The organism is Bacillus thuringiensis, assembly GCF_022095615.2.
GTDB classification, from domain to species: Bacteria; Bacillota; Bacilli; order Bacillales; family Bacillaceae_G; genus Bacillus_A; species Bacillus_A cereus_AG.
Genome location: NZ_CP155559.1, coordinates 3244772 through 3263945 on the forward strand (window position 1 = coordinate 3244772; position 19174 = coordinate 3263945).

The window sequence follows — 19174 nt, forward strand, 5'->3', positions numbered from 1 at the left end:
TAAAATTTGTGAATATTTTTTAAATAGATAGTTTCTACGCTAAAGCAGCTGGCGGCATTAATTGTGCCCCTTTCCCCATACGTGCCAACACCCAGTCATCATAATACCACATTTCTGTTTGACGACGGCTCATCATATAATCCCAGCGTACTTCACGCTCAAATTCGATGATTTGTCCTTCTCCTCCAATTGTCACCCAGTTGAAACTGCCATTATGATGCATCATTTTCACCCACAAAACGGGGAAAATAACAACTCTTCCGTCCTCTTTATACCGCCTCGTTTGTTTTTCCATACGAAGTAAAGTTAAACCACTTACATATTGTTGATCAACCTTTTCCATTACATCCATTGCCATCTTTTCAGCATCATCTTTATGAAGCAGGCTATTTGAGTATACTGGCATCATATTCGTATAACTTAATAAACACTTACCATTTTGAGAAGTAATAGTTGTAATATGAGCACCACCGTAATGTAACGGCTCTTCTGTTTGATAGCGCTTGATGGAAACTTGTACACCGTCACGTAATTCTTCATGCTCTCGTACTAACTTTACATACTTCGGAAGTGGTAATAACATTGACACTTCTTTACTACAATTTTGAAAAGTATTATATTGATTCGCCATTTAACATCTCTCCCTTATATATAATGCTTCTGGAACATGTATAAGAAATTCCGTTAACTCTCCAGTATAATATACATATAATTCATGCATCGCCCTCGTACACGCTGTGTAAAACAAATTACGCTCAGACTCTCTATAGTAACTTTCATTTGAAGCATCAAATATGATAACAGCGTCAAACTCTATTCCTTTCGCCAAATAAGCAGGAATAATAACAACGCCTTTCTCATAAGTTGTATTCTCTTTTTGCATAAAATGGACTTGTAACGTATCCCCTATTAGTCCCATAACTTTCATACATTCTTCATTTGTTTTACAAATAACCGCAATTGTTTTATGGCCGTTTTCTTCTAACTCTTTCACCTTAAAAATCATATTTTCTACATGATCTCGTTCATCACTTACTTTTATATAAACAGGCTTCTTACCCTCCCTGTTAAAAGCTTTAATATCATTTCCATTTGAAATCATACACTTTGTAAATTCAATGATCGGTTTTGTTGATCGATAACTACGGTTAAGATGGACCGTTTCTACTTTACAATCTGCAAATAATGTGGAGATAATATTGTTTTCTCTATTATGATCATACGAGAATATATTTTGATTACAATCACCAAGTAATGTCCATTTCGCCTTCGGAAATAGTCGTTTTAGAAACACTAATTGAAATGATGTATAATCTTGCACTTCATCAATAAATACAAACTTCACAAGATGATTGGTTTTAAAACCTTCCAGTAACTCTTTTAAAAACAAATACGGCGTAGCATCTTCATTTGCTAGCTGTTGATTCTTCAAACGCTTCACTGTTTGCTTACATATATCTCCCCAGCAATCTGGTACAAAAATATCTTTCTGCTTACTTTCAAATAACTGCTCAAAAATCGCAGGATGATTTACAAAAGCGAACTTTTTTATCCTTCTACGTAACGAACGAAAATGTTTCTTCACTACATATTTCGTTAAAAACTCATGTTCCTTCTCATAATAATCAAATTGATTATCCTTCTCTATTTTTTCATATATGCGATTGTAATCTTCTTTATTTACATACTGAATTTCTCGTTCCACCCAATCTTTTTTCGCTTCTATCTTTTCAAATTCATGTAACTTCTGAAAAATCCATTCCATTGTAAGTTGCATTCGATTCGGTATAGCAATAGACATATCTAGACTATAAAAATAAGCACATATTAATTTTGCCTCTATAAGCACTTCACCTTTACATCTAACATCATGAAATTGTAAACCTTTTTCACTTAAGCTTCGCGCGTATTTCTCAAGTAGTCCCATAAATTCAACCGAGGATTTATATTGAATTTCTTTTACTCTAGTTTCATACGTACTTTCATGCTTTTTCGTTAAAACGTATTCTAACTGCGCAAATGAATCTTCTACAGTAAAGCTTCTTCCAATCATATGTTCCACATACGCTTGGAAAGTCGTTTGTTGCATATTCTCTTCCCCAAGCTCTGGCAAAACGTTCGCAATATAACTATTGAACAACTCATTCGGAGAAAACAGTAGCATTTGATCCGCATGAACCGTGCCGCGGTAATGATACAATAAATAAGCAACGCGCTGCAGTGCCGCTGAAGTTTTCCCGCTCCCAGCAGTTCCTTGCACAATTAACACATCACTTTTATCGTTTCGAATAATTTGATTTTGTTCCCTTTGTATTGTCGCTACAATACTTTTCATTTGTTCACTTGCATTTCGTCCAAGTGCTTCTTGTAATAATTCATCACCTATCGTCACACCTGTATCAAACATACTTTGAATCGTTCCGTTTCGAATCATGTATTGACGTTTTAAAAGTAAATCTCCTGAAATCGTACCGATGGGCGCTTTATATTGTGCCCTCCCTAAAGTGTAATCATAATAAAGACTCGAAATAGGTGCCCGCCAATCGTATACTAAAAACTCATCATTTTCTTTATCATAAAAAGAGCCGATACCGATATACATTTCATCAGTATCCGCTTCATTATCTTCTTTAAAATCAATCCGCCCAAAATACGGCGTTTCTTTTATTTTCGTTAAAAGGTTATATTCATTTTTCGTATGACGATGTGTATGTTCTCTTTCAGCAAGAAGCTCTGCCTCTTGCCTAATACTCGCCGCTGTTTCAACCGCTTCTTTAATATTATCTATATTTACTTTTACATCTTCCCAAAAGTTTTTTCTAATACTGACAATTTCAGACTTCACCGAACCAGCTCGACCATCCAGCTCTTTCAGTTCCTCGTCTACTTTTTCAATAACTACATCTACACGTTGTTGCTCTTCTTTATAATGACTCATATAATCTCTCCTTCTCATACTATTTGAAAGTCTTATATGATACGTAACTTTTTACTTCTGAAAAATACCACAGGCAACAATATCCCATGACTTTTGGAACTCTTCGTTTACCCTCTCTTCTTTCCATCTCTCAGAAAAAGCGGGATGATAAAACGATGAAAGTAACCCAAATAACGTATGTGCTAAAAACAAACCATCTTGGTTTTCAATCTCATTGCGCTCTATCCCAAGGTTTATCACGTTCTCCAGTTGTCCAACTAATCTTTCTTCATGTTTTTGAATCACCTTATTCTTTTGCTGCACTAACGAACTATTCAATGTAAATAACTCTTCGTTTTCAAGTAGCTCTTTCTTTTTAAGCTGAAATAAACAAAAGAACCACTCTTGTAAAACGTTTTCTGTCTCTCCATCTTTTTCTGCAATTTTCTCAAGCTGATCCGAGTACTTAAGCAGCCACCTTTCTAAAATTGCATCGCGTAATGCGACTTTACTCCGAAAATAAGAATATAAAGCCGCATGACTAACATCAAGTGACTTCGCAATACTAACAAGTGTCGTCCTACTCCATCCGTATTTCATTAACTCTTTTTCCGCTGCATCTAAAACAACATTTTTCGTTAACGCCTTATCTGTCATTTTTCTCACCGTCCATGTTATTTACATAATAATATTATTTAAATAACAACTTACATTTTTTATTATTTGTAAGTTGAATACAAAAAAATACGATTTCAATTAGGTTATAAGATTAACATATCCTTTTTTAACTTACAATATTTTTATTTTGTAAGTTGAAAGCATAATAGAAGAATTGCCTTATATAAGACAATTCTTCCTCGTTACTTAAAAATTACATAATAAATGATTCATTACCTCGTTAAGCATTATACGTAGATTTGCTGTACCTTTTTCCGAACGCCATCCAATAAAGCCATCTGGCCTAATTAGTACAACTCCTTCATTCTCTATCCCATATAATTCACGAAAAATATTTTCTTGAGTAATAAAGTCTCCCCTTAAACCAACGCTGTAAACTTTTATATTTATTCCTAATTTAGATGAAACATCAAATACAGCTTCAGCCCAAGAACTATTTTCTATTTCAGTAAGTAATACAAAATTGTTACCGAATAAGTCTAATATAGAAACCTTCTCCCCTTCATACATTCCAAAAAAATGAGGTGCTCGCGTTCCAGGTCGTCCGCTCAAATCTACGATATCCATTCTATGTGAATTGGCTGAGTCATCTATTATTGCTTTTGAACAATACTGATACCCAACAGTTACAGCTAAACCGTCCATATTATTCGAACTTTCTTCCTCTCTATTGGCAGCACGAAACAGTAAACTACTCGCATAATCTGTCGTTAATTTTGCAACAGGATATCTCTCTTCATGATATGTTTCTAGCAATTTTGGCTTTGCCTTTCCCTTTATAACAGCCGCTAATTTCCAAGCTAAGTTATGCGCATCTTGTATCCCTGTATTTGAACCAAATCCTCCAGTTGGTGGCATAATATGTGCAGAATCACCAACTAAAAAAATACGATTATCTTGAAATTTTGTGGCTATACTTTCAGTCGCTTCCCACGGTAAAACACTTAATATTTCTAACTCAACATTTATGCTTCCGATTGCGGTTTGAATAATTTGTTTACAACGTTTTATAGTGAAACCCTCTGGCCGCTCTTCTTTTAATGGATCGTAGGATACATGGTAAATCCATCGTCTTTCGTTATCAACTGGGATAAGCGCCCCAAGAACTTCCGGATGAAGTACCATAGAAAATCCGAATGCGTCTCCTTGTATAAATTCACTTAAATCAGCTTCAAAATAAATATTCATATAATAGCCACCGATTGTACCTCGTCCCTCGGTACTTATCCCTAGCTGGTCACGTATTTTACCTTTTGCCCCATCTGCTGCAATTACATAGTCACAATGAATAATACTTTCTTCTTCCGTTTCACGATTCCGAATCGTTGCTATTACTCCGTGCTCATTTTGTTCATAAGAAACTAATTCATGATAAAAAGATAATTCTCCGCCTAATGTTCTCGCTTCTTGTAACATCATCTCTTCTAAAGTAATTTGATAACAAGCCGTTTGTTTTGATGGACTAATCTCTTCTACCTTTTGAAGTAATTTTTCATCGTTTCCATACTGAGCGGTCCTCATTTTTTCCAATTCTTCCTTATTCGCCTCAGCTATTGTGTGAACCGCTACTCTTCCTCGGCAATTTTCTAATGCTTTACCCGCCGATCTAATTCTTTGTTCTAAACCTAATTCTCGAAATAACTCCATCGTACGAAAAGTTATTCCACCCGCTTTTGGGTGAATTGCAGTAGACGGATGCCTTTCAATAAGTAAGTACTCAATATTATGTTTTGCAAGAAATAGCGCAGCCGCTAATCCTGATAATCCGCCTCCAACAATTAAAACTGGTGCATAATTCGATTTCATATATTTACCCTCCACATCATTGTTCTGAGCTCAGTGACATAAATATAACCAAAAAAAACATTAAAATATAGACTTATATTTCATTTTGAATTATCATATAGATAGATTACGCCCCAAATTACTTTTACTTTTTCATACATCTATAATCTGTTTGCATTATGCGTGTATGAAAGAGTAAAACGAAAGAACTCACTTTAGTAGACACCAAAATAATGAAAACATAATAAGCGGTCGTAACCCTAAAAATTATAAAGGGTTACGACCGCTTAATTTTTTTGCTCAATGGCTTAACCATTCTCCTCTGTAAACAACGTATTATTAAATACTTTTCTCCCCCCTATCACTTTCAACACATAAAATTTCATTCGTCTCGATTTTCTTTCCCAATATTGCAGCTCATATAACAATCATGTAGCATTACCGTATCAAAGTAATGGTCCATCATCTTAAACCTTTCGACTCATTACCAGGAGGTATAGTGATTAAAATGAATAAACAAGAACAATTAAATGTTATAAAAAAAGATTTTGTTGATTCTCAAAAAGTATTATTGGCAATTGGTGATGAAACACGTCAAGCTATTTTGTTAGTTCTCATGGAAACTGAATGTCAAACAGGATTACGTGTAGGCGAAATTACGAAACAAACACATCTTTCTCGACCAGCGGTATCACATCACCTTAGGATTTTACGAGAAGCCGGTATTATTTTAATGCGAAAAGAAGGTACAAAAAACTTTTATTATATTGATATACGTACAAAATTAAGTTTATTAAAGAACCTTGTATTAGATATTGAAAAGCTATTGCACAACTTTTATTGAAATTTGGAGGTATAAGAAATGAAAGCGATGATAATTGATAAATACGGCAAAGTTCCAATGCGTATGGCAGAGGTACCTACTCCTGAAATAAATGAGCATGAAGTGCTCGCAGAAATTCATGCAGCTAGTATTAACCCAATTGATTTTAAAATACGCGATGGCAAAGTAAAAATGTTACTGAAATATGAAATGCCCCTAATCCTTGGGAATGACTTTTCTGGTGTCATCGTAAAGGTTGGATCAAAAGTGACTCACTTTAAAGCCGGTGATGAAATATATGCACGTCCAAGAAAAAATAAGATTGGTACTTTCGCGGAATATATAGCCATTCATGAAGATGATATAGCCTTAAAACCGAAAAATTTAAGTTTTGAGGAAGCGGCGTCGATTCCTCTCGTTGGCTTAACATCCTATCAAGCTTTACATGACATTATGCAATTACAACAAGGACAAAAGATTTTGATTCACGCTGGATCTGGTGGAGTTGGTACTTTCGCCATTCAGTTAGCAAAAATAATGGGCGCTACCGTTACAACGACTGCTAGTGAGGCTGGTGCGAATTTAGTAAAGTCTCTTGGCGCAGATGAAATGATTAATTACAAAACAGAAAAATTTGAAGATATACTAACAAACTATGATGCGGTATTTGATACAATCGGTGGTACAACACTTGAAAAATCATTCAATATTATAAAAAGCGGAGGCAACATTGTTTCCGTTTCAGGGATGCCGAATGCTCGATTCGGTAAAGAATTCGGTTCAGGATTTTTCAAAACACTCTTATTTTCATTAGCAAGTAAAAAACTTACTGCACTTGAAAAAAAACATAATGCTCAATATTCATTTTTATTTATGAAACCAAGCGGAGATCAATTACGTACTATTGCAAACTATATTGAAGCTGGAAAAATCAAGCCGGTAATCGATCGCGTTTTCCCTTTTGAAGATGCTCAAAAAGCAATGGAATATTCGGAGTCTGGAAGAGCAAAAGGAAAAATAATTGTAAAAGTGAAATAATAATAAAACCTCCATTTTAATCAATCTTTTTGAAAAATGGAGGTTTTGTATTTGCTGTTAAATAGACATAGTGCAATGAAGTCCTTACAATAGATTGCAAGGGGAAATATCATATTATACTTTTAGCTAATTTTACAAAGAATACATACGTACAAATACATAATAGAAAAATAAACAAGGAGGAGATAAAATGACTAAAAATAATGAAGCTGGTTGGAATTTAGATAATAGTTATACGACTCTGCCGCAATCATTTTATACAGAAATCCCCCCTACTCCTGTAAATTCACCGGAGCTAGTTAAACTAAATCATTCACTCGCAATATCTCTTGGCTTTAATCCTGAAGAACTGAAGAAAGAAGTCGAAATTGCTATTTTCGCTGGTAATGCTCTCCCAGAAGGAGCTCATCCATTAGCTCAAGCATATGCCGGTCATCAATTCGGACATTTTAATATGTTAGGCGACGGTCGTACTCTTTTAATTGGCGAACAAATTACTCCTTCAGGTAAACGTTTTGACATTCAGCTAAAAGGTTCTGGCCCTACTCCGTATTCACGCCGTGGTGATGGTCGTGCTGCACTCGGTCCGATGCTACGTGAGTATATTATTAGTGAAGCGATGTATGCACTTGATATTCCGACTACACGCAGTTTAGCAGTTGTTACGACTGGTGAACCAACATATCGTGAAACAAAGTTACCTGGAGCAATTTTAACTAGAGTAGCAAGTAGCCATATACGCGTCGGTACATTCCAATATGCTGCAGCTCGTGGTTCTATCGAGGATCTTCAATCACTAGCTGACTATACGATACAAAGGCATTACCCAGAAATTGAAGCTCATGAAAACCGATATACTGCATTACTACAAGAAGTCATAAAGAAACAAGCAAGTCTCATCGCTAAATGGCAACTTGTTGGATTTATCCATGGCGTAATGAACACTGACAATATAACAATTAGTGGAGAAACAATTGATTACGGCCCTTGTGCATTTATGGACAATTACGACCAAGGAACCGTATTTAGCTCGATTGATACACAAGGTCGCTACGCATATGGAAATCAGCCATATATGGCCGCATGGGATCTAGCACGATTAGCAGAATCTTTAATACCAATCCTACACGAAGATGAGGAAGAAGCATTAAAAATTGCTCAAGACGAAATTTCAAAATTTAGCGTACGGTATGAAAACCAGTGGTTCATTGGAATGAAAAAGAAATTAGGACTATTTAGCAACGAAGAACAAGATCACTCACTTATTGAGCAACTTTTAAAAATGATGGAGAAATATAAAGCGGATTACACAAATACATTCCGTTCATTAACTCTTGATACGATCGAAAATACAGCGCTATTTGAAAGTCCTGAATTTAAAGAATGGTACAAACTGTGGCAATCTCGATTAGAAAAACAAGAAGAATCGAAAGAAAACGCCTACGAAATGATGAAAAATAATAACCCATCAATTATCCCAAGGAACCACCGCGTAGAAGAAGCATTAGAAGCAGCTGTTACAAATGGAGATTATAGCGTAATGGAAAAACTCCTTGAAGCTCTATCAAATCCTTATGCGTATTCTACAGATCAAGAAGAATACTGCGTTCCACCTGTACCGACGAATCGTCCTTATCGTACTTTTTGTGGGACTTGATTGCAATATAAAGAATGTTTCTAGTTATATTAACTGTTAACAACAAACTTAAAAGGTGTTTTCAATATTGAAAACACCTTTTAAGTTAACTTATTTAATGTCCATATTTAAAATCAACTAAAAATGCCGACTTCAAATCAAAAATACTTCATTCTATATTTATCCACGTTCTACTACTAAAAAATCTGGTTTTGCAGGTGCAGGCGTATCTCCATGAGCAGCATATTGTTTAGTATCAAAGTTTAATACCGAAAAATTTTCATGTGTCGCTTGTTTTGGTTCAGCTAAAATACCGCCAATACTCAAAAATACAACACTAGCAGCCGTTAACCCCATAATAGTTAATCCGATTTTTCTCATTATTTCAACGCTCCCTTGTCAAATATTCTTTTCCTCATTTCATAAGCCTTATAAAAATACTTTTCAGCCTGTTCTATATTGCCTTCTTTATGAAACTCTATTGCCAGCTTTTCAGCATATTCGCAGATATATTCGGTTAAATTTTCTCTTTCAAAGTAAGAAAAACTTTCAAGCATAATTTTTTCTACGTTTTCTGCTTTCAAACATTGACAAAATTCATTTAGAATTAAAAAATGATACCTATATTCATCATTTTTTAATTCTTTGCAAACTTTCAATCCAATTTCAATTAATGCTTTTGCCTTTTCTATTTCTCCTATTTTATAATATTCTCCTGCCTCTATAAAAATAGCTTTATAATGATTCGGCATTTTTTTAGAAACCTCTGATAAGTGTCTAATAGCCAAGACTGAAAGGTTTTGACTCGCATACAATAATCCTAAATTATGTCTTATTCTTAAAACTAGTGTTTCGGCATCATTTTTTTGCAAAGTATTTAATGCTGAAACAATATACTCCTCTGCTCTTTCATGCTGTTTTAATTTTGAAAAAGATAAGCCCAAAACATTTTCACATAGTGCTACATTCATTTCATGCCCTGCATGTTTTGCAAAGATATCCCTTGCTTTCGAAGCATATTCGATAGCTGAATACGCTTGATACATTTGATATTTTAATGTAGAAACTCTGTAGTTAAACTCTGCTTGTTCAACTTCATCTGGAATATTCTTTAGTAATCCTTCCGCTTTATCAACATAGTTACTCGCTTCACTATAATTTGAGAGAATTGTAGAATGTATAGATTTAAATAAATAATAATAATATTCTAAAAATTCTTCGTTCGGTTTAGGAAGCGAATCTAGTTTATCAAAAGAATTTTTTGAAATACCTATACCATCAATTAGCACTTTATATCGAAAATCTAAAAGATAATAGTGAAATAATACATTTACATCTCCTTCTATAATATGTAGCTTTTTATCAATCTCTTCCTTTAATTTTTTCGCTTCACTTACTCGTTGTGCTCTGATGTTTTGGTACCAATCATTCAGCATCTTGGTAATTAATTTATTACCTGTGATTTGTATATTCATTAAAACCCTCCTCATCTATTTAAGTATTCTAAAAGTAACACAACTCAATTATCTATATCCATATTTATATATATTTCTCAACAATTGTTTAAAATTCAATTCCTCAATTGATGATTTGTTCACATTACACCCATCTTTTATAACCGCTGAATATGAGTATCCTTAAAATCAGTCTCATATTTCAATCCATATCCAAACATTCGATCCATTCCAATATGCGCTGTCCATATTAAGCCAATCATTATAACGGTATCTACCTTAAAATAGACACCTATTATAGCTATTACTATCGATATACTATATGTGTGAAAAATATTATAAATTTTAGCACCTACATAATTATTTATGCCGTACGCTAACATTGATAAATCCGGGGCTAAAAGGAATACAAAAAATATAATCCAACTAAATTCATATATTGAATACGAATAAATCGTGGCTAAGAAAACAACCAGTCCTTCAAAATGTAAAATACGCTTTTGCATTCTTTATCATTCCTATTTTTCTATATTTACCGATACATTTTCATCACTGAAAGTATTCTTTGCATTTTTTGACCAGATGGTTGCTAATATCGGTCCTGCAATGTTATGCCATACTGCTGCTAATACACTTGGAAGTGCAGCTGCTGGTCCAAAATGTGCTGTTGCCAGCGCAACACCTAATCCTGAATTTTGCATTCCTACTTCTATTGAAATAGCTCTTCTTGTCCCTTCTTCTAGTCCAAGTACGAACGCTGTTATATATCCGAGTAAAAAGCCAAATGCATTATGGAGCATAACTGCAATAAAGATAAGAAGACCTGAAGAAGTAATGCTACTTACATTGGCTGAAACAACTGCAGAAACAATAATAATAATTGCTACAACTGATATTAAAGGAATAACAGTCATTCCTTTCGTAACAGTTTTAGGGAAAAACTTCTTCACTACTAATCCTAAAATGATAGGTAGGATAATAACTTGTACGATAGAAAGAAACATAGACATAGGATTTACTGGCATCCATTGTCCTGCAAGCAATAATAAAATGAGGGGTGTAGCAATTGGTGCTAGTAACGTTGATAATGACGTCATTGCGATTGACAACGCTAAGTTCCCTTTTGCTAAATAAACCATAACATTTGATGCAGTGCCACCCGGTACTGAACCGAGTAACACTAATCCAGCTGCTAACTCAGCTGGCAGATTCATAACGTAGGCTAGTACGTATGCGACAAGTGGCATAATAATAAACTGCGCACATACGCCGATAATAACTGGCAATGGTTTTGTAGCAATGATTTTAAAATCAGCAGCCTTTAATGTTAATCCCATCCCAAACATTACAACGCCAAGTAAAATTGTTATGTAACTAGTTAATCCGAGAAATGGTCCAGGAATGAAATATGCAATAGCTGCAATACAAATAACCCAAAATGCAAAATACTTTCCAGCTATATTACTTATCGCTTCTAGTACTTTCACCCCATCATCCCCTATCCTTCAACTGAAAAACTTTATTCGGATTCAAAATATTTTGCGGGTCAAGAGCTTTCTTTATTTTTTCCATTACGAGTAATGCCGCCCCATGTTCTTCTTCTTGGTACTTCCGTTTTCCAATTCCAACGCCATGTTCTCCCGTACACGTTCCACCTCGTTTAAGAGCATATAAAACGATACTTTCATTTATTTCGTCGCCCTTTTTCACTTCTTCTTTATCGTTTGGATCTATCATTAAGAGCACGTGGAAATTTCCGTCTCCTACATGGCCAAGAATACCACCAACAAGACCTACTTTATCTAATGTCTCTTTCGCATGTTGGATTGCGCCAGCTAATTCTGAAATTGGTACACATACGTCTGTACTCATAAGCTTTTTACCAGGATAGCTATGAACGTAAGAGTATGCTAGATTATGCCGTGCATCCCATAATTTATTTCTCGCCGCAGTTTCTGTTTCAAAAGTAACTTCTTTACATCTATGATCAAAAACAATTTCCTTAGTAAATTCAATATCTTGCTTAAGCCCTGCTTCATTACCGTGAAACTCTAAAAACAGTGTAGGTTCTTCTCTGTAACTTGTTTCATTATAATGATTTACTTGTTTCATAGATAATTCATCTACAAGTTCAATTCTTGCAATTGGAATACCCGCTTGTAATATATTAATGACAGCTTCTACTGCATCATTTATAGTTGGAAACGATGCTCTCGCAGCCATAACATGTTCTGGTATGCCGTATACTTTTAAAGTTAGCTCTGTAAAGCATCCGAGCGTCCCTTCTGATCCTACGAAAACACCATTTAAATGGTAACCTGATGATGACTTCGCTGCTAAATTTCCAGTATGTATTACTTCTCCATCCGCAAGAACGACTTCTAAATCACGAACTTGATCACGCATTACTCCGTATTTAACTGCTGTCGTTCCACTCGCATTTGTGGCAGCCATTCCACCTAACGTTGCATCTGCTCCTGGGTCTACACTAAAAAATAATCCATACTTTTTCAATTCTTTATTAAGCTGAGAGCGAGTCACTCCCGGCTGTACTCTCACAAGAAAATCTTTCTCTCTTATTTCGAGTATTTTATTCATAAGAGAGAAATCCATTGTAATTCCTTTTTCATATGGAATAACGTGTCCTTCTAAACTAGATCCTACCCCAAAAGGAACGACAGGTTTTTTATGCTCACCCGCCACTTTCATTATTCTACTAACCTCTTCAGTCGTTTTCGGAAAAACAACTACATCAGGTAAACTACTAGTATGATAAGATTCATCTTTACTATGTAACTCTCTTACTGTCGTATTCACAACTACTCGATCTTCGGGAAGTACACCCTTTAGTTCATTTACTAAACGTTCTACTGTTATCTCCATCGTACACACTCCTACTTTCTATAAATTAGAATTACAAAATATGTTAAGGGTTTTATACATAATAATCCGAAAAATTAAATAATTCAAGTTTTACATATACGAAATTCATTTCTTACTTTCGAATAAACAAAAAGAACTTGCAGCAATTGCTGCAAGTTCTTTTCTATAAAACTACATTTTAAACGACTTCTTTATTAACAACATAAACCAAATTAAAGTAACTGCCATCAACGAATGAGAAAAACCAACAATATAAGTTAACCCTTTAAAGTCCGCTCCATTTAACTGAAGAAGCCCTCTTGCTGCCAATGAACCTAACATTAAAATTAATGCGATATTATGTACAACAAACCACTTATTAAAACTTTTCGCTTCATGAAACGCGAATACTTTTGCTAATCCTAAAGCAATTAAGAAGAAGAAAAAGCCAAGTACAAGTGTATGTGTATGCAAAAGATTTAACAAAGTAGATCCTACAATCCCCTTATACTTTCCATACTCCCTAGCGAAAATTCCTGATAATAGACCGATAATCAAATACGTAAACGATGCATTATATAATTTTTTCATTATGTACCTCCTTGAGTAGAATGTGTAGTGTGTCATATTTAGTAATAATGATAGTTATATAGTAAAAACTCCTAGTTACCTAGGAGTCATTGTATAAGTATCTCACTCTTTACAATCAATCCTAATTATAAAATATCCCTTTATACAAAACAAACGAACTTTATGTGAACAATCAGGACTATTTTAAAATATGTTGCGATTTTGTATTACACAATCCATACTAAATATTATAAATGTTAAAGGTGGTGCAATAGCTTGATAGTTCTTGAAACTGAACGCCTCGTTCTTCGCTGGTTTGATATAAAAGATGCTCCATTTATTCTTAAATTAGTAAATGATCCTGCATGGATTCAGTATATCGGTGATAAAAGGATCAAAAACTTAGAAGATGCAAAAAAATACATCTTAAACGGACCTGTTGATATGTATAATAAAATGGGCTTTGGTCTTTACTTAGTTGAACGAAAAGAAGATTTCACTCCACTCGGTATGTGTGGTCTTATTAAAAGGGATTCATTAGAAGATGTTGATATTGGCTTTGCCTTTTTAGAAGAATTCCGTTCAAAAGGATATGGCTACGAGTCAGCTTCCGCTGTAATAGACTACGGTGTACAGAACCTAGGTATGAAACGAATAGTAGCAATTACTTCTATAGATAACATCGCCTCAGGAAATCTTTTAGAAAAAGTAGGATTGCAGTTCGAAAAGATAATTTCAGACTCAGGAGAAGATTTAAAATTATTCGGGTATAACGCGTAAAAAAGGTTCGCCATAAATGGCGAACCTTTTTTACTAATTTTATAATAATATGTTACGTTACATGATAGTTCGCGTTAGTTCTTGTAATTGCCAATACCCCTTTCATATCACATTTTTGGTACTTTATAGAAATAACTCTTCCGCTTATTTAATATATTATATTAATATATTAAATAAAGGGAGTGAGAATAAATGGTACAACCACTATTTTTGTTAGTTCTTCAATTCATTGCATTTATATTAATCATTTTTATCTTATAGGGGTCCTGCCGCATGCCCATTAAACTAAAATTTTATAGTACCCCCCCAGAACGAAATTTTGTACTAACTTGTAACAAAATGCTCATTTTTTCGTTTTGAGGTATTTGCATTTCTTAGCTTGATAGTGATGGGGGGTACCCCTACTAGAAAGATTGTCTCCGCGTGAACGTGAAGAACTTGAAAAAATAAAAAAAAGAAGCAATGAAAGAACCACCGGATTTCTTTGAATATATTCAGTCTACCGAAAAAGGTAATAAATGATACATAATGCCTCGAATAGAATATTTATCAAATTGATAACATATGTATCCCTTTCTATTTTTACAGAAATTGTAATATTATAAGTGTATGCATATAGAAGAGGAGGCATAGTTTCTATGAAAAAAGTTAAGTTTTATGGGTTGATTCTAGCATTCATCTTGCTACTGGCAGCTTGTAGTAGTAATTCCTTTGAAGATTATACATCAAAAGCTGATAAGAACATTAAGGATAAAAAATATAGCGAAGCTATAAAGAATTATCAAGAGGCTTTGAAGTTGAAGGATGATAAGAAGATTAAAAGTAAGTTAGAACAAACCGAAAATTTAAAGAAAGCGCAAGATGCTTTTGATAAGCATGAAATCGGGAAAGCTATGAATAATGTTCAAAAGGCAAAATGTGATGAAAATAAAGAATTAACAAAGCAAGCAAATGCATTGCAAGGTGAGATTCAACAAGAATTTTTAGCTACATTTAATAAGTTGAACATGAATGATATTACTGGCGATGTAAAAGAAGCCCGTAAATCTTTAGATAATCTTATGGCTTGGATACAACAATCTGACCTATTAAAATCTCAAAAGGATTTTGTTGATACGTTACCTGAAAAAGAAGCAAGTATCTCTAAACTAGAGGAAAGTAAAAAATAAAGAAAAGAGGTTGCCTAAAAGTAACTATTCAGCGACTTTTGAGACAACCTCTTTTTTTATTATAGATTTTTAAGAAAGTTTAGAATAAAATAAAAATACAGTCACCTACCTATTATTCACTAATGAAAAGAAAAGGAGGTAGCGAAATGCAACTGAAGTATGGGAAGCACATTAATATATTATCTATTGTTCTAACTTTGTTCTCTTTTTCCGTAATTGTAAGTTTCTCTACCTGGTTGAATGGATATTCAATTCCCAATCTTTCTACAATGCTTAAGGTAACAATGTTGAGTGCATTTATTCTTGGAATTATAGGGTTTAGACAAGAGAAAAGCGCACTAGCGATTATCATTATGGGAATATGTGCCTTTGCTCTAGTCGTTCTATATACTTATGCGGTTATAAGTTTTCTTGAGCATTAAACACCATGAAAAAGCCTCTTCTAATGATTGAGTACTGAATCCAAGAATTGATTTTTGAGTGTTATTTTCATGATCTTTTACAATGATATATGGAACGCCCTGTACCTTAAAGGATTCAAACTCTTCTTTTCCTTCTGGGGTATTAGGGGTACCGCCCCATCGCTATCAAGCTAAGATAAATTTGTATCCATATAATCAAAAAAACGCTATTCTTTTTGTAGAAATATACAGAAAGGATGGCGTTTTTGATGAATCCTATCATTTCCAATGAACTGAATCTTTTCGCACAAGAGCTACAATACTTTTTATCTCCAATAGTCCTACAAGATATCGCCAAACAAGTTGGTTTTGTACAGCGATCTAGTAAGTATCAAGCAAACGAACTCATTGCCCTTTGCGTATGGCTCAGTCAAGAAATCGCTAGCACATCGCTTACACAATTGTGCAGTCAGTTAGAAGCCTCAACTGGGGTACTGATGAGCTCAGAAGGATTGAATCAACGCTTTAATCCAGCAGCTGTCGCATTTCTTCGAGAAGTCTTTACTTCTCTTCTCACACAAAAACTCTGTTCAAATCACTCGCTTTCTGCACACATGATCTCTACTTTCAATCGTATCCGTATTTTAGATGCGACAGTGTTTCAACTGCCTGATCATTACGCCACTAACTATCAAGGTTCAGGCGGGAGTAGTAATACGGCAGGCGTGAAAATCCAATTGGAATATGATTTACTTAGTGGTCAATTTCTTAACGTGCAGCTTGGACCAGGAAAGAATAATGATAAAACATACGGTACCATCTGCCTTGAAACCGTAGAGGCGGGTGATTTGTGTTTACGTGATCTTTGCTACTTCGATTTAGGAGACTTACAAACTATTCATGATAAAGAGGCTTACCATATCTCGCGGTTGAAGCTGAATACACGCATTTATATCAAGAACCCTGAGCCAGAATACTTCAACAACGGCACGTTAAAAAAGCAAACAGAATACATCCAGCTTGATATGGCACAAATGATGTCGGGTCTAATCCCAGGTGAAACGATAGAAATCCCCGAGGCATACATTGGCCAAAATCAGAAGCTTCCAGCACGTGTCATTTTCCATCGTTTAACCGATGATCAAACGCAAACACGCCTGAAAAACCAAGCGATACGTGAAAAGAAAAAAGGCATCGTCATGAAGGAGAAAAGTAAACGTTTAATGGGTATGAATGTATATATCACGAACACGTCTCTAGAAGGAGTACCAACGAACTACGTGCACTCATTGTATTCACTTCGTTGGCAGATTGAAATTTTGTTTAAAACGTGGAAGTCATTTTTTGAAATTGATGAATGTAAAAATATTAAAAGAGAACGCCTAGAGTGCCATTTATATGGACAACTCATCGGCATTCTCCTCTGTTCTTCTACGATGTTTCAAATGCGACAGTTTCTGCTTGAAAAGACAAAGCAGGAGCTGAGTGAATACAAAGCGATTTATATGATTAAAGATTACTTTCCGTTACTGTTTCAAGCGATAGCCGTTGGCACAGAAGAAATTTTAAAAATTCTGCATCGTCTTTATCTGCTGCTCAAAAAGAACGGTCGTAAATGTCATCGGTATAAGAAGATGACTGTCTTTGATATTCTAGGGATTGTGTATAAAACGACGGTGAAGCATAGACAATCTGCCTAGCGAAAAAATCACGTTTTAATAGGCTTCTTTAGCATGCCTACTTTTCTATCAATTGCTAGTTTTGAAACAAGGATCGTTTCTTATCTAGTAATTTACTTGGTTAGCTTGATGGGCATGTGGTGGGACCCCTTTATGAGTTATTAGAAAAATAATTGTCTATATAAGTCTTTATTTTTTCAAAATTCTTTTCCATAAATAAGATTGCTGGTACTTCAATTATTGGAAGATTATTTTCATTATCAAAAGCTGGACACGGTTTGGGAACTACCAAATAGTCAACTGAGTTTTTATCCCTAATATAATTAATTGAAACATCATAATATTCAGAAAAATATCCTTTCAAATCATCCTGATTCCTTAAAAATGGTAGAGAAAATATTGAACCATAATTTATACCAGCGTCGACAATTAATACAAAGCATATTTTTTTCATGATACACCCTCCTCGTATAATAAGTTTTAAGTTAATAACTGTTCCTTGAAAATTAAATAGTTTTTATCTTCAAGAGCTACATCAAAAAAAATGATGTATGGGTAAAATTTAGTCTTGGATAAGGTAACACTGATAAAAACAGGTTTCCTTTTTCTTTATATTCAATTAAATTATATCATTATTTTACATAAATTTACAGACTTTGTTTTTTTATTTTATTGGTAAACTTATGCTTAGCATGAATTGGAGGGATATATATGATAGATTATAGAATAATTTCAAGAGAAAACTATTCAAATAAGATTGGAGAGCTTGTAACAATGCTTGAACATACAAGAGATGTTACATTGAGCGAAATCTCCAATTTAAACCAAAGGGTGCTTTACTTGAGAAAGTCACTAGAAGCATCAAATGATAACTATGAACTGCCCCCAATTGCTAGGTTTTGTTTAACAATTGGGGGCAGTTCATTTATAGCGCATAGGTAATCAGCTTTTTGTTAATCATGAGGTAGATATTTTTAACTAAAAAACTAATAATGGAAATATATTACATCTTATGACCCGTTTTTACACGTATCTCGGCTGAACCCCTGATAGGCTTTATGTTCATAAAGATTATCAAGGGAAAGGTATAGCTTCAGCTCTTGTTGATATGATTGAGTTAGAGGCAAAAAGATTAAACTTTTTAGAGATTATCACAGAGGCCAGTATTACTGCCAAGTCATTCTTTAAACACAAAGGGTGCCACGTAATCTGTTCACAAATTATAGAACGTAAGGGCATTAAATTAACTAATTATCGAATGGCTAAAAAGATAATAGCATAATTTCGCTCTACTACTAGCTATATACTCTATAAGGGCATCCATATTTTGAAACCACAATTTATACCAAAGTAGCTGTTTGGCCCCAGGTTAAGAAAACAAC

Annotated in this window: 19 protein-coding genes and 1 pseudogene; 9 read left to right on the forward strand and 11 right to left on the reverse strand. The window is 34.3% G+C overall.

Going from position 1 to position 19174, the window contains the following annotated elements:
- Positions 1–34 precede the first annotated feature (34 nt).
- The 4 genes from KZZ19_RS16895 to KZZ19_RS16910 all read right to left on the reverse strand — a co-directional run bounded on the left by KZZ19_RS16895 (position 35) and on the right by KZZ19_RS16910 (position 5401).
- Entirely contained in the window at positions 35–631 is a 597-nt protein-coding gene (locus tag KZZ19_RS16895) for a hypothetical protein (protein ID WP_237980727.1), read from the reverse strand.
- Positions 632–2938 carry an RNA polymerase recycling motor HelD gene (helD, locus tag KZZ19_RS16900; RefSeq protein WP_237980725.1) on the reverse strand — a complete coding sequence of 769 codons (2307 nt, stop codon included), beginning with the start codon at positions 2936–2938 and terminating at the stop codon, positions 632–634.
- 51 nt (positions 2939–2989) lie between these two features.
- A complete protein-coding gene (locus KZZ19_RS16905; RefSeq protein WP_237980723.1) occupies positions 2990–3574 on the reverse strand; it encodes a TetR/AcrR family transcriptional regulator in 585 nt (194 codons plus the stop codon).
- Between the two features lie 207 nt (positions 3575–3781).
- Entirely contained in the window at positions 3782–5401 is a 1620-nt protein-coding gene (locus KZZ19_RS16910; RefSeq protein ID WP_237980721.1) for an FAD-dependent oxidoreductase, read from the reverse strand.
- Between the two features lie 478 nt (positions 5402–5879).
- Here KZZ19_RS16910 and KZZ19_RS16915 point away from each other — a divergent pair, with 478 nt between their 5' ends.
- The 3 genes from KZZ19_RS16915 (at position 5880) to KZZ19_RS16925 (ending at position 8898) form a co-directional block, all read left to right on the forward strand.
- Complete coding sequence (locus tag KZZ19_RS16915) at positions 5880–6224, forward strand: ArsR/SmtB family transcription factor (RefSeq protein WP_048557152.1); 345 nt, start codon at positions 5880–5882, stop codon at positions 6222–6224.
- Between the two features lie 18 nt (positions 6225–6242).
- Positions 6243–7241, forward strand: coding sequence for an NADP-dependent oxidoreductase (locus tag KZZ19_RS16920; RefSeq protein ID WP_237980719.1), 999 nt, complete (start codon positions 6243–6245; stop codon positions 7239–7241).
- A gap of 190 nt (positions 7242–7431) precedes the next feature.
- Positions 7432–8898, forward strand: a complete 1467-nt coding sequence (locus tag KZZ19_RS16925) for a protein adenylyltransferase SelO (protein WP_237980717.1) — start codon at positions 7432–7434, stop codon at positions 8896–8898.
- A gap of 159 nt (positions 8899–9057) precedes the next feature.
- On the opposite strand, the gene KZZ19_RS16930 is transcribed toward KZZ19_RS16925, so the two are convergent.
- The 6 genes from KZZ19_RS16930 to KZZ19_RS16955 all read right to left on the reverse strand — a co-directional run bounded on the left by KZZ19_RS16930 (position 9058) and on the right by KZZ19_RS16955 (position 13784).
- Positions 9058–9258, reverse strand: a complete 201-nt coding sequence (locus KZZ19_RS16930) for a hypothetical protein (RefSeq protein ID WP_237980715.1) — start codon at positions 9256–9258, stop codon at positions 9058–9060.
- Positions 9258–10352 carry a tetratricopeptide repeat protein gene (locus tag KZZ19_RS16935; protein ID WP_237980713.1) on the reverse strand — a complete coding sequence of 365 codons (1095 nt, stop codon included), beginning with the start codon at positions 10350–10352 and terminating at the stop codon, positions 9258–9260. Before KZZ19_RS16935 ends, KZZ19_RS16930 begins: the two co-directional genes overlap by 1 nt.
- Before the next feature lie 137 nt (positions 10353–10489).
- Complete coding sequence (locus KZZ19_RS16940) at positions 10490–10837, reverse strand: DUF4260 domain-containing protein (protein ID WP_237980711.1); 348 nt, start codon at positions 10835–10837, stop codon at positions 10490–10492.
- Positions 10838–10849: 12 nt separating this feature from the next.
- The gene (locus KZZ19_RS16945) at positions 10850–11818 is read right to left on the reverse strand and encodes a bile acid:sodium symporter family protein (protein WP_237980709.1); all 969 of its coding nucleotides are present in this window, start codon (positions 11816–11818) and stop codon (positions 10850–10852) included.
- A 4-nt stretch (positions 11819–11822) separates the two neighbouring features.
- Entirely contained in the window at positions 11823–13214 is a 1392-nt protein-coding gene (locus KZZ19_RS16950) for an FAD-binding oxidoreductase (protein WP_237980707.1), read from the reverse strand.
- A 171-nt stretch (positions 13215–13385) separates the two neighbouring features.
- Positions 13386–13784, reverse strand: a complete 399-nt coding sequence (locus KZZ19_RS16955) for a DUF2871 family protein (protein WP_061183446.1) — start codon at positions 13782–13784, stop codon at positions 13386–13388.
- Between the two features lie 255 nt (positions 13785–14039).
- Between KZZ19_RS16955 and KZZ19_RS16960 the strand changes: the two genes are divergently transcribed.
- The 4 genes from KZZ19_RS16960 (at position 14040) to KZZ19_RS16975 (ending at position 17813) form a co-directional block, all read left to right on the forward strand.
- A complete protein-coding gene (locus KZZ19_RS16960) occupies positions 14040–14543 on the forward strand; it encodes a GNAT family N-acetyltransferase (RefSeq protein ID WP_088097216.1) in 504 nt (167 codons plus the stop codon).
- 638 nt (positions 14544–15181) lie between these two features.
- A complete protein-coding gene (locus KZZ19_RS16965; RefSeq protein ID WP_237980705.1) occupies positions 15182–15712 on the forward strand; it encodes a hypothetical protein in 531 nt (176 codons plus the stop codon).
- Between the two features lie 146 nt (positions 15713–15858).
- Positions 15859–16134, forward strand: coding sequence for a hypothetical protein (locus tag KZZ19_RS16970; RefSeq protein WP_088097217.1), 276 nt, complete (start codon positions 15859–15861; stop codon positions 16132–16134).
- A 248-nt stretch (positions 16135–16382) separates the two neighbouring features.
- Positions 16383–17813: an IS4 family transposase gene (locus KZZ19_RS16975; protein WP_237980703.1), complete on the forward strand. Its 1431-nt coding sequence runs from the start codon at positions 16383–16385 to the stop codon at positions 17811–17813.
- Between the two features lie 130 nt (positions 17814–17943).
- Here KZZ19_RS16975 and KZZ19_RS16980 read toward each other — a convergent pair whose 3' ends face one another.
- Positions 17944–18246 carry a hypothetical protein gene (locus KZZ19_RS16980; RefSeq protein ID WP_237980701.1) on the reverse strand — a complete coding sequence of 101 codons (303 nt, stop codon included), beginning with the start codon at positions 18244–18246 and terminating at the stop codon, positions 17944–17946.
- Positions 18247–18503: 257 nt separating this feature from the next.
- On the opposite strand from KZZ19_RS16980, the gene KZZ19_RS16985 reads away from it, so the two are divergent.
- Positions 18504–18734: a hypothetical protein gene (locus KZZ19_RS16985; protein ID WP_237980906.1), complete on the forward strand. Its 231-nt coding sequence runs from the start codon at positions 18504–18506 to the stop codon at positions 18732–18734.
- A gap of 118 nt (positions 18735–18852) precedes the next feature.
- Positions 18853–19074 (forward strand): annotated as a pseudogene (locus KZZ19_RS16990) (GNAT family N-acetyltransferase); the annotation flags it as partial.
- Positions 19075–19174: the final 100 nt, after the last annotated feature.

Bases quoted from the DNA above. Each gene is read 5' to 3' on its own strand.
- KZZ19_RS16930 (WP_237980715.1), bottom strand. From the start codon at position 9,258: ATGAGAAAAATCGGATTAACTATTATGGGGTTAACGGCTGCTAGTGTT.
- KZZ19_RS16895 (WP_237980727.1), bottom strand. From the start codon at position 631: ATGGCGAATCAATATAATACTTTTCAAAATTGTAGTAAAGAAGTGTCA.
- helD (WP_237980725.1), bottom strand. From the start codon at position 2,938: ATGAGTCATTATAAAGAAGAGCAACAACGTGTAGATGTAGTTATTGAA.
- KZZ19_RS16910 (WP_237980721.1), bottom strand. From the start codon at position 5,401: ATGAAATCGAATTATGCACCAGTTTTAATTGTTGGAGGCGGATTATCA.
- KZZ19_RS16985 (WP_237980906.1), top strand. From the start codon at position 18,504: ATGATAGATTATAGAATAATTTCAAGAGAAAACTATTCAAATAAGATT.
- KZZ19_RS16965 (WP_237980705.1), top strand. From the start codon at position 15,182: ATGAAAAAAGTTAAGTTTTATGGGTTGATTCTAGCATTCATCTTGCTA.
- KZZ19_RS16975 (WP_237980703.1), top strand. From the start codon at position 16,383: ATGAATCCTATCATTTCCAATGAACTGAATCTTTTCGCACAAGAGCTA.
- KZZ19_RS16905 (WP_237980723.1), bottom strand. From the start codon at position 3,574: ATGACAGATAAGGCGTTAACGAAAAATGTTGTTTTAGATGCAGCGGAA.
- KZZ19_RS16935 (WP_237980713.1), bottom strand. From the start codon at position 10,352: ATGAATATACAAATCACAGGTAATAAATTAATTACCAAGATGCTGAAT.
- KZZ19_RS16980 (WP_237980701.1), bottom strand. From the start codon at position 18,246: ATGAAAAAAATATGCTTTGTATTAATTGTCGACGCTGGTATAAATTAT.
- KZZ19_RS16925 (WP_237980717.1), top strand. From the start codon at position 7,432: ATGACTAAAAATAATGAAGCTGGTTGGAATTTAGATAATAGTTATACG.
- KZZ19_RS16920 (WP_237980719.1), top strand. From the start codon at position 6,243: ATGAAAGCGATGATAATTGATAAATACGGCAAAGTTCCAATGCGTATG.
- KZZ19_RS16950 (WP_237980707.1), bottom strand. From the start codon at position 13,214: ATGGAGATAACAGTAGAACGTTTAGTAAATGAACTAAAGGGTGTACTT.
- KZZ19_RS16970 (WP_088097217.1), top strand. From the start codon at position 15,859: ATGCAACTGAAGTATGGGAAGCACATTAATATATTATCTATTGTTCTA.
- KZZ19_RS16955 (WP_061183446.1), bottom strand. From the start codon at position 13,784: ATGAAAAAATTATATAATGCATCGTTTACGTATTTGATTATCGGTCTA.
- KZZ19_RS16940 (WP_237980711.1), bottom strand. From the start codon at position 10,837: ATGCAAAAGCGTATTTTACATTTTGAAGGACTGGTTGTTTTCTTAGCC.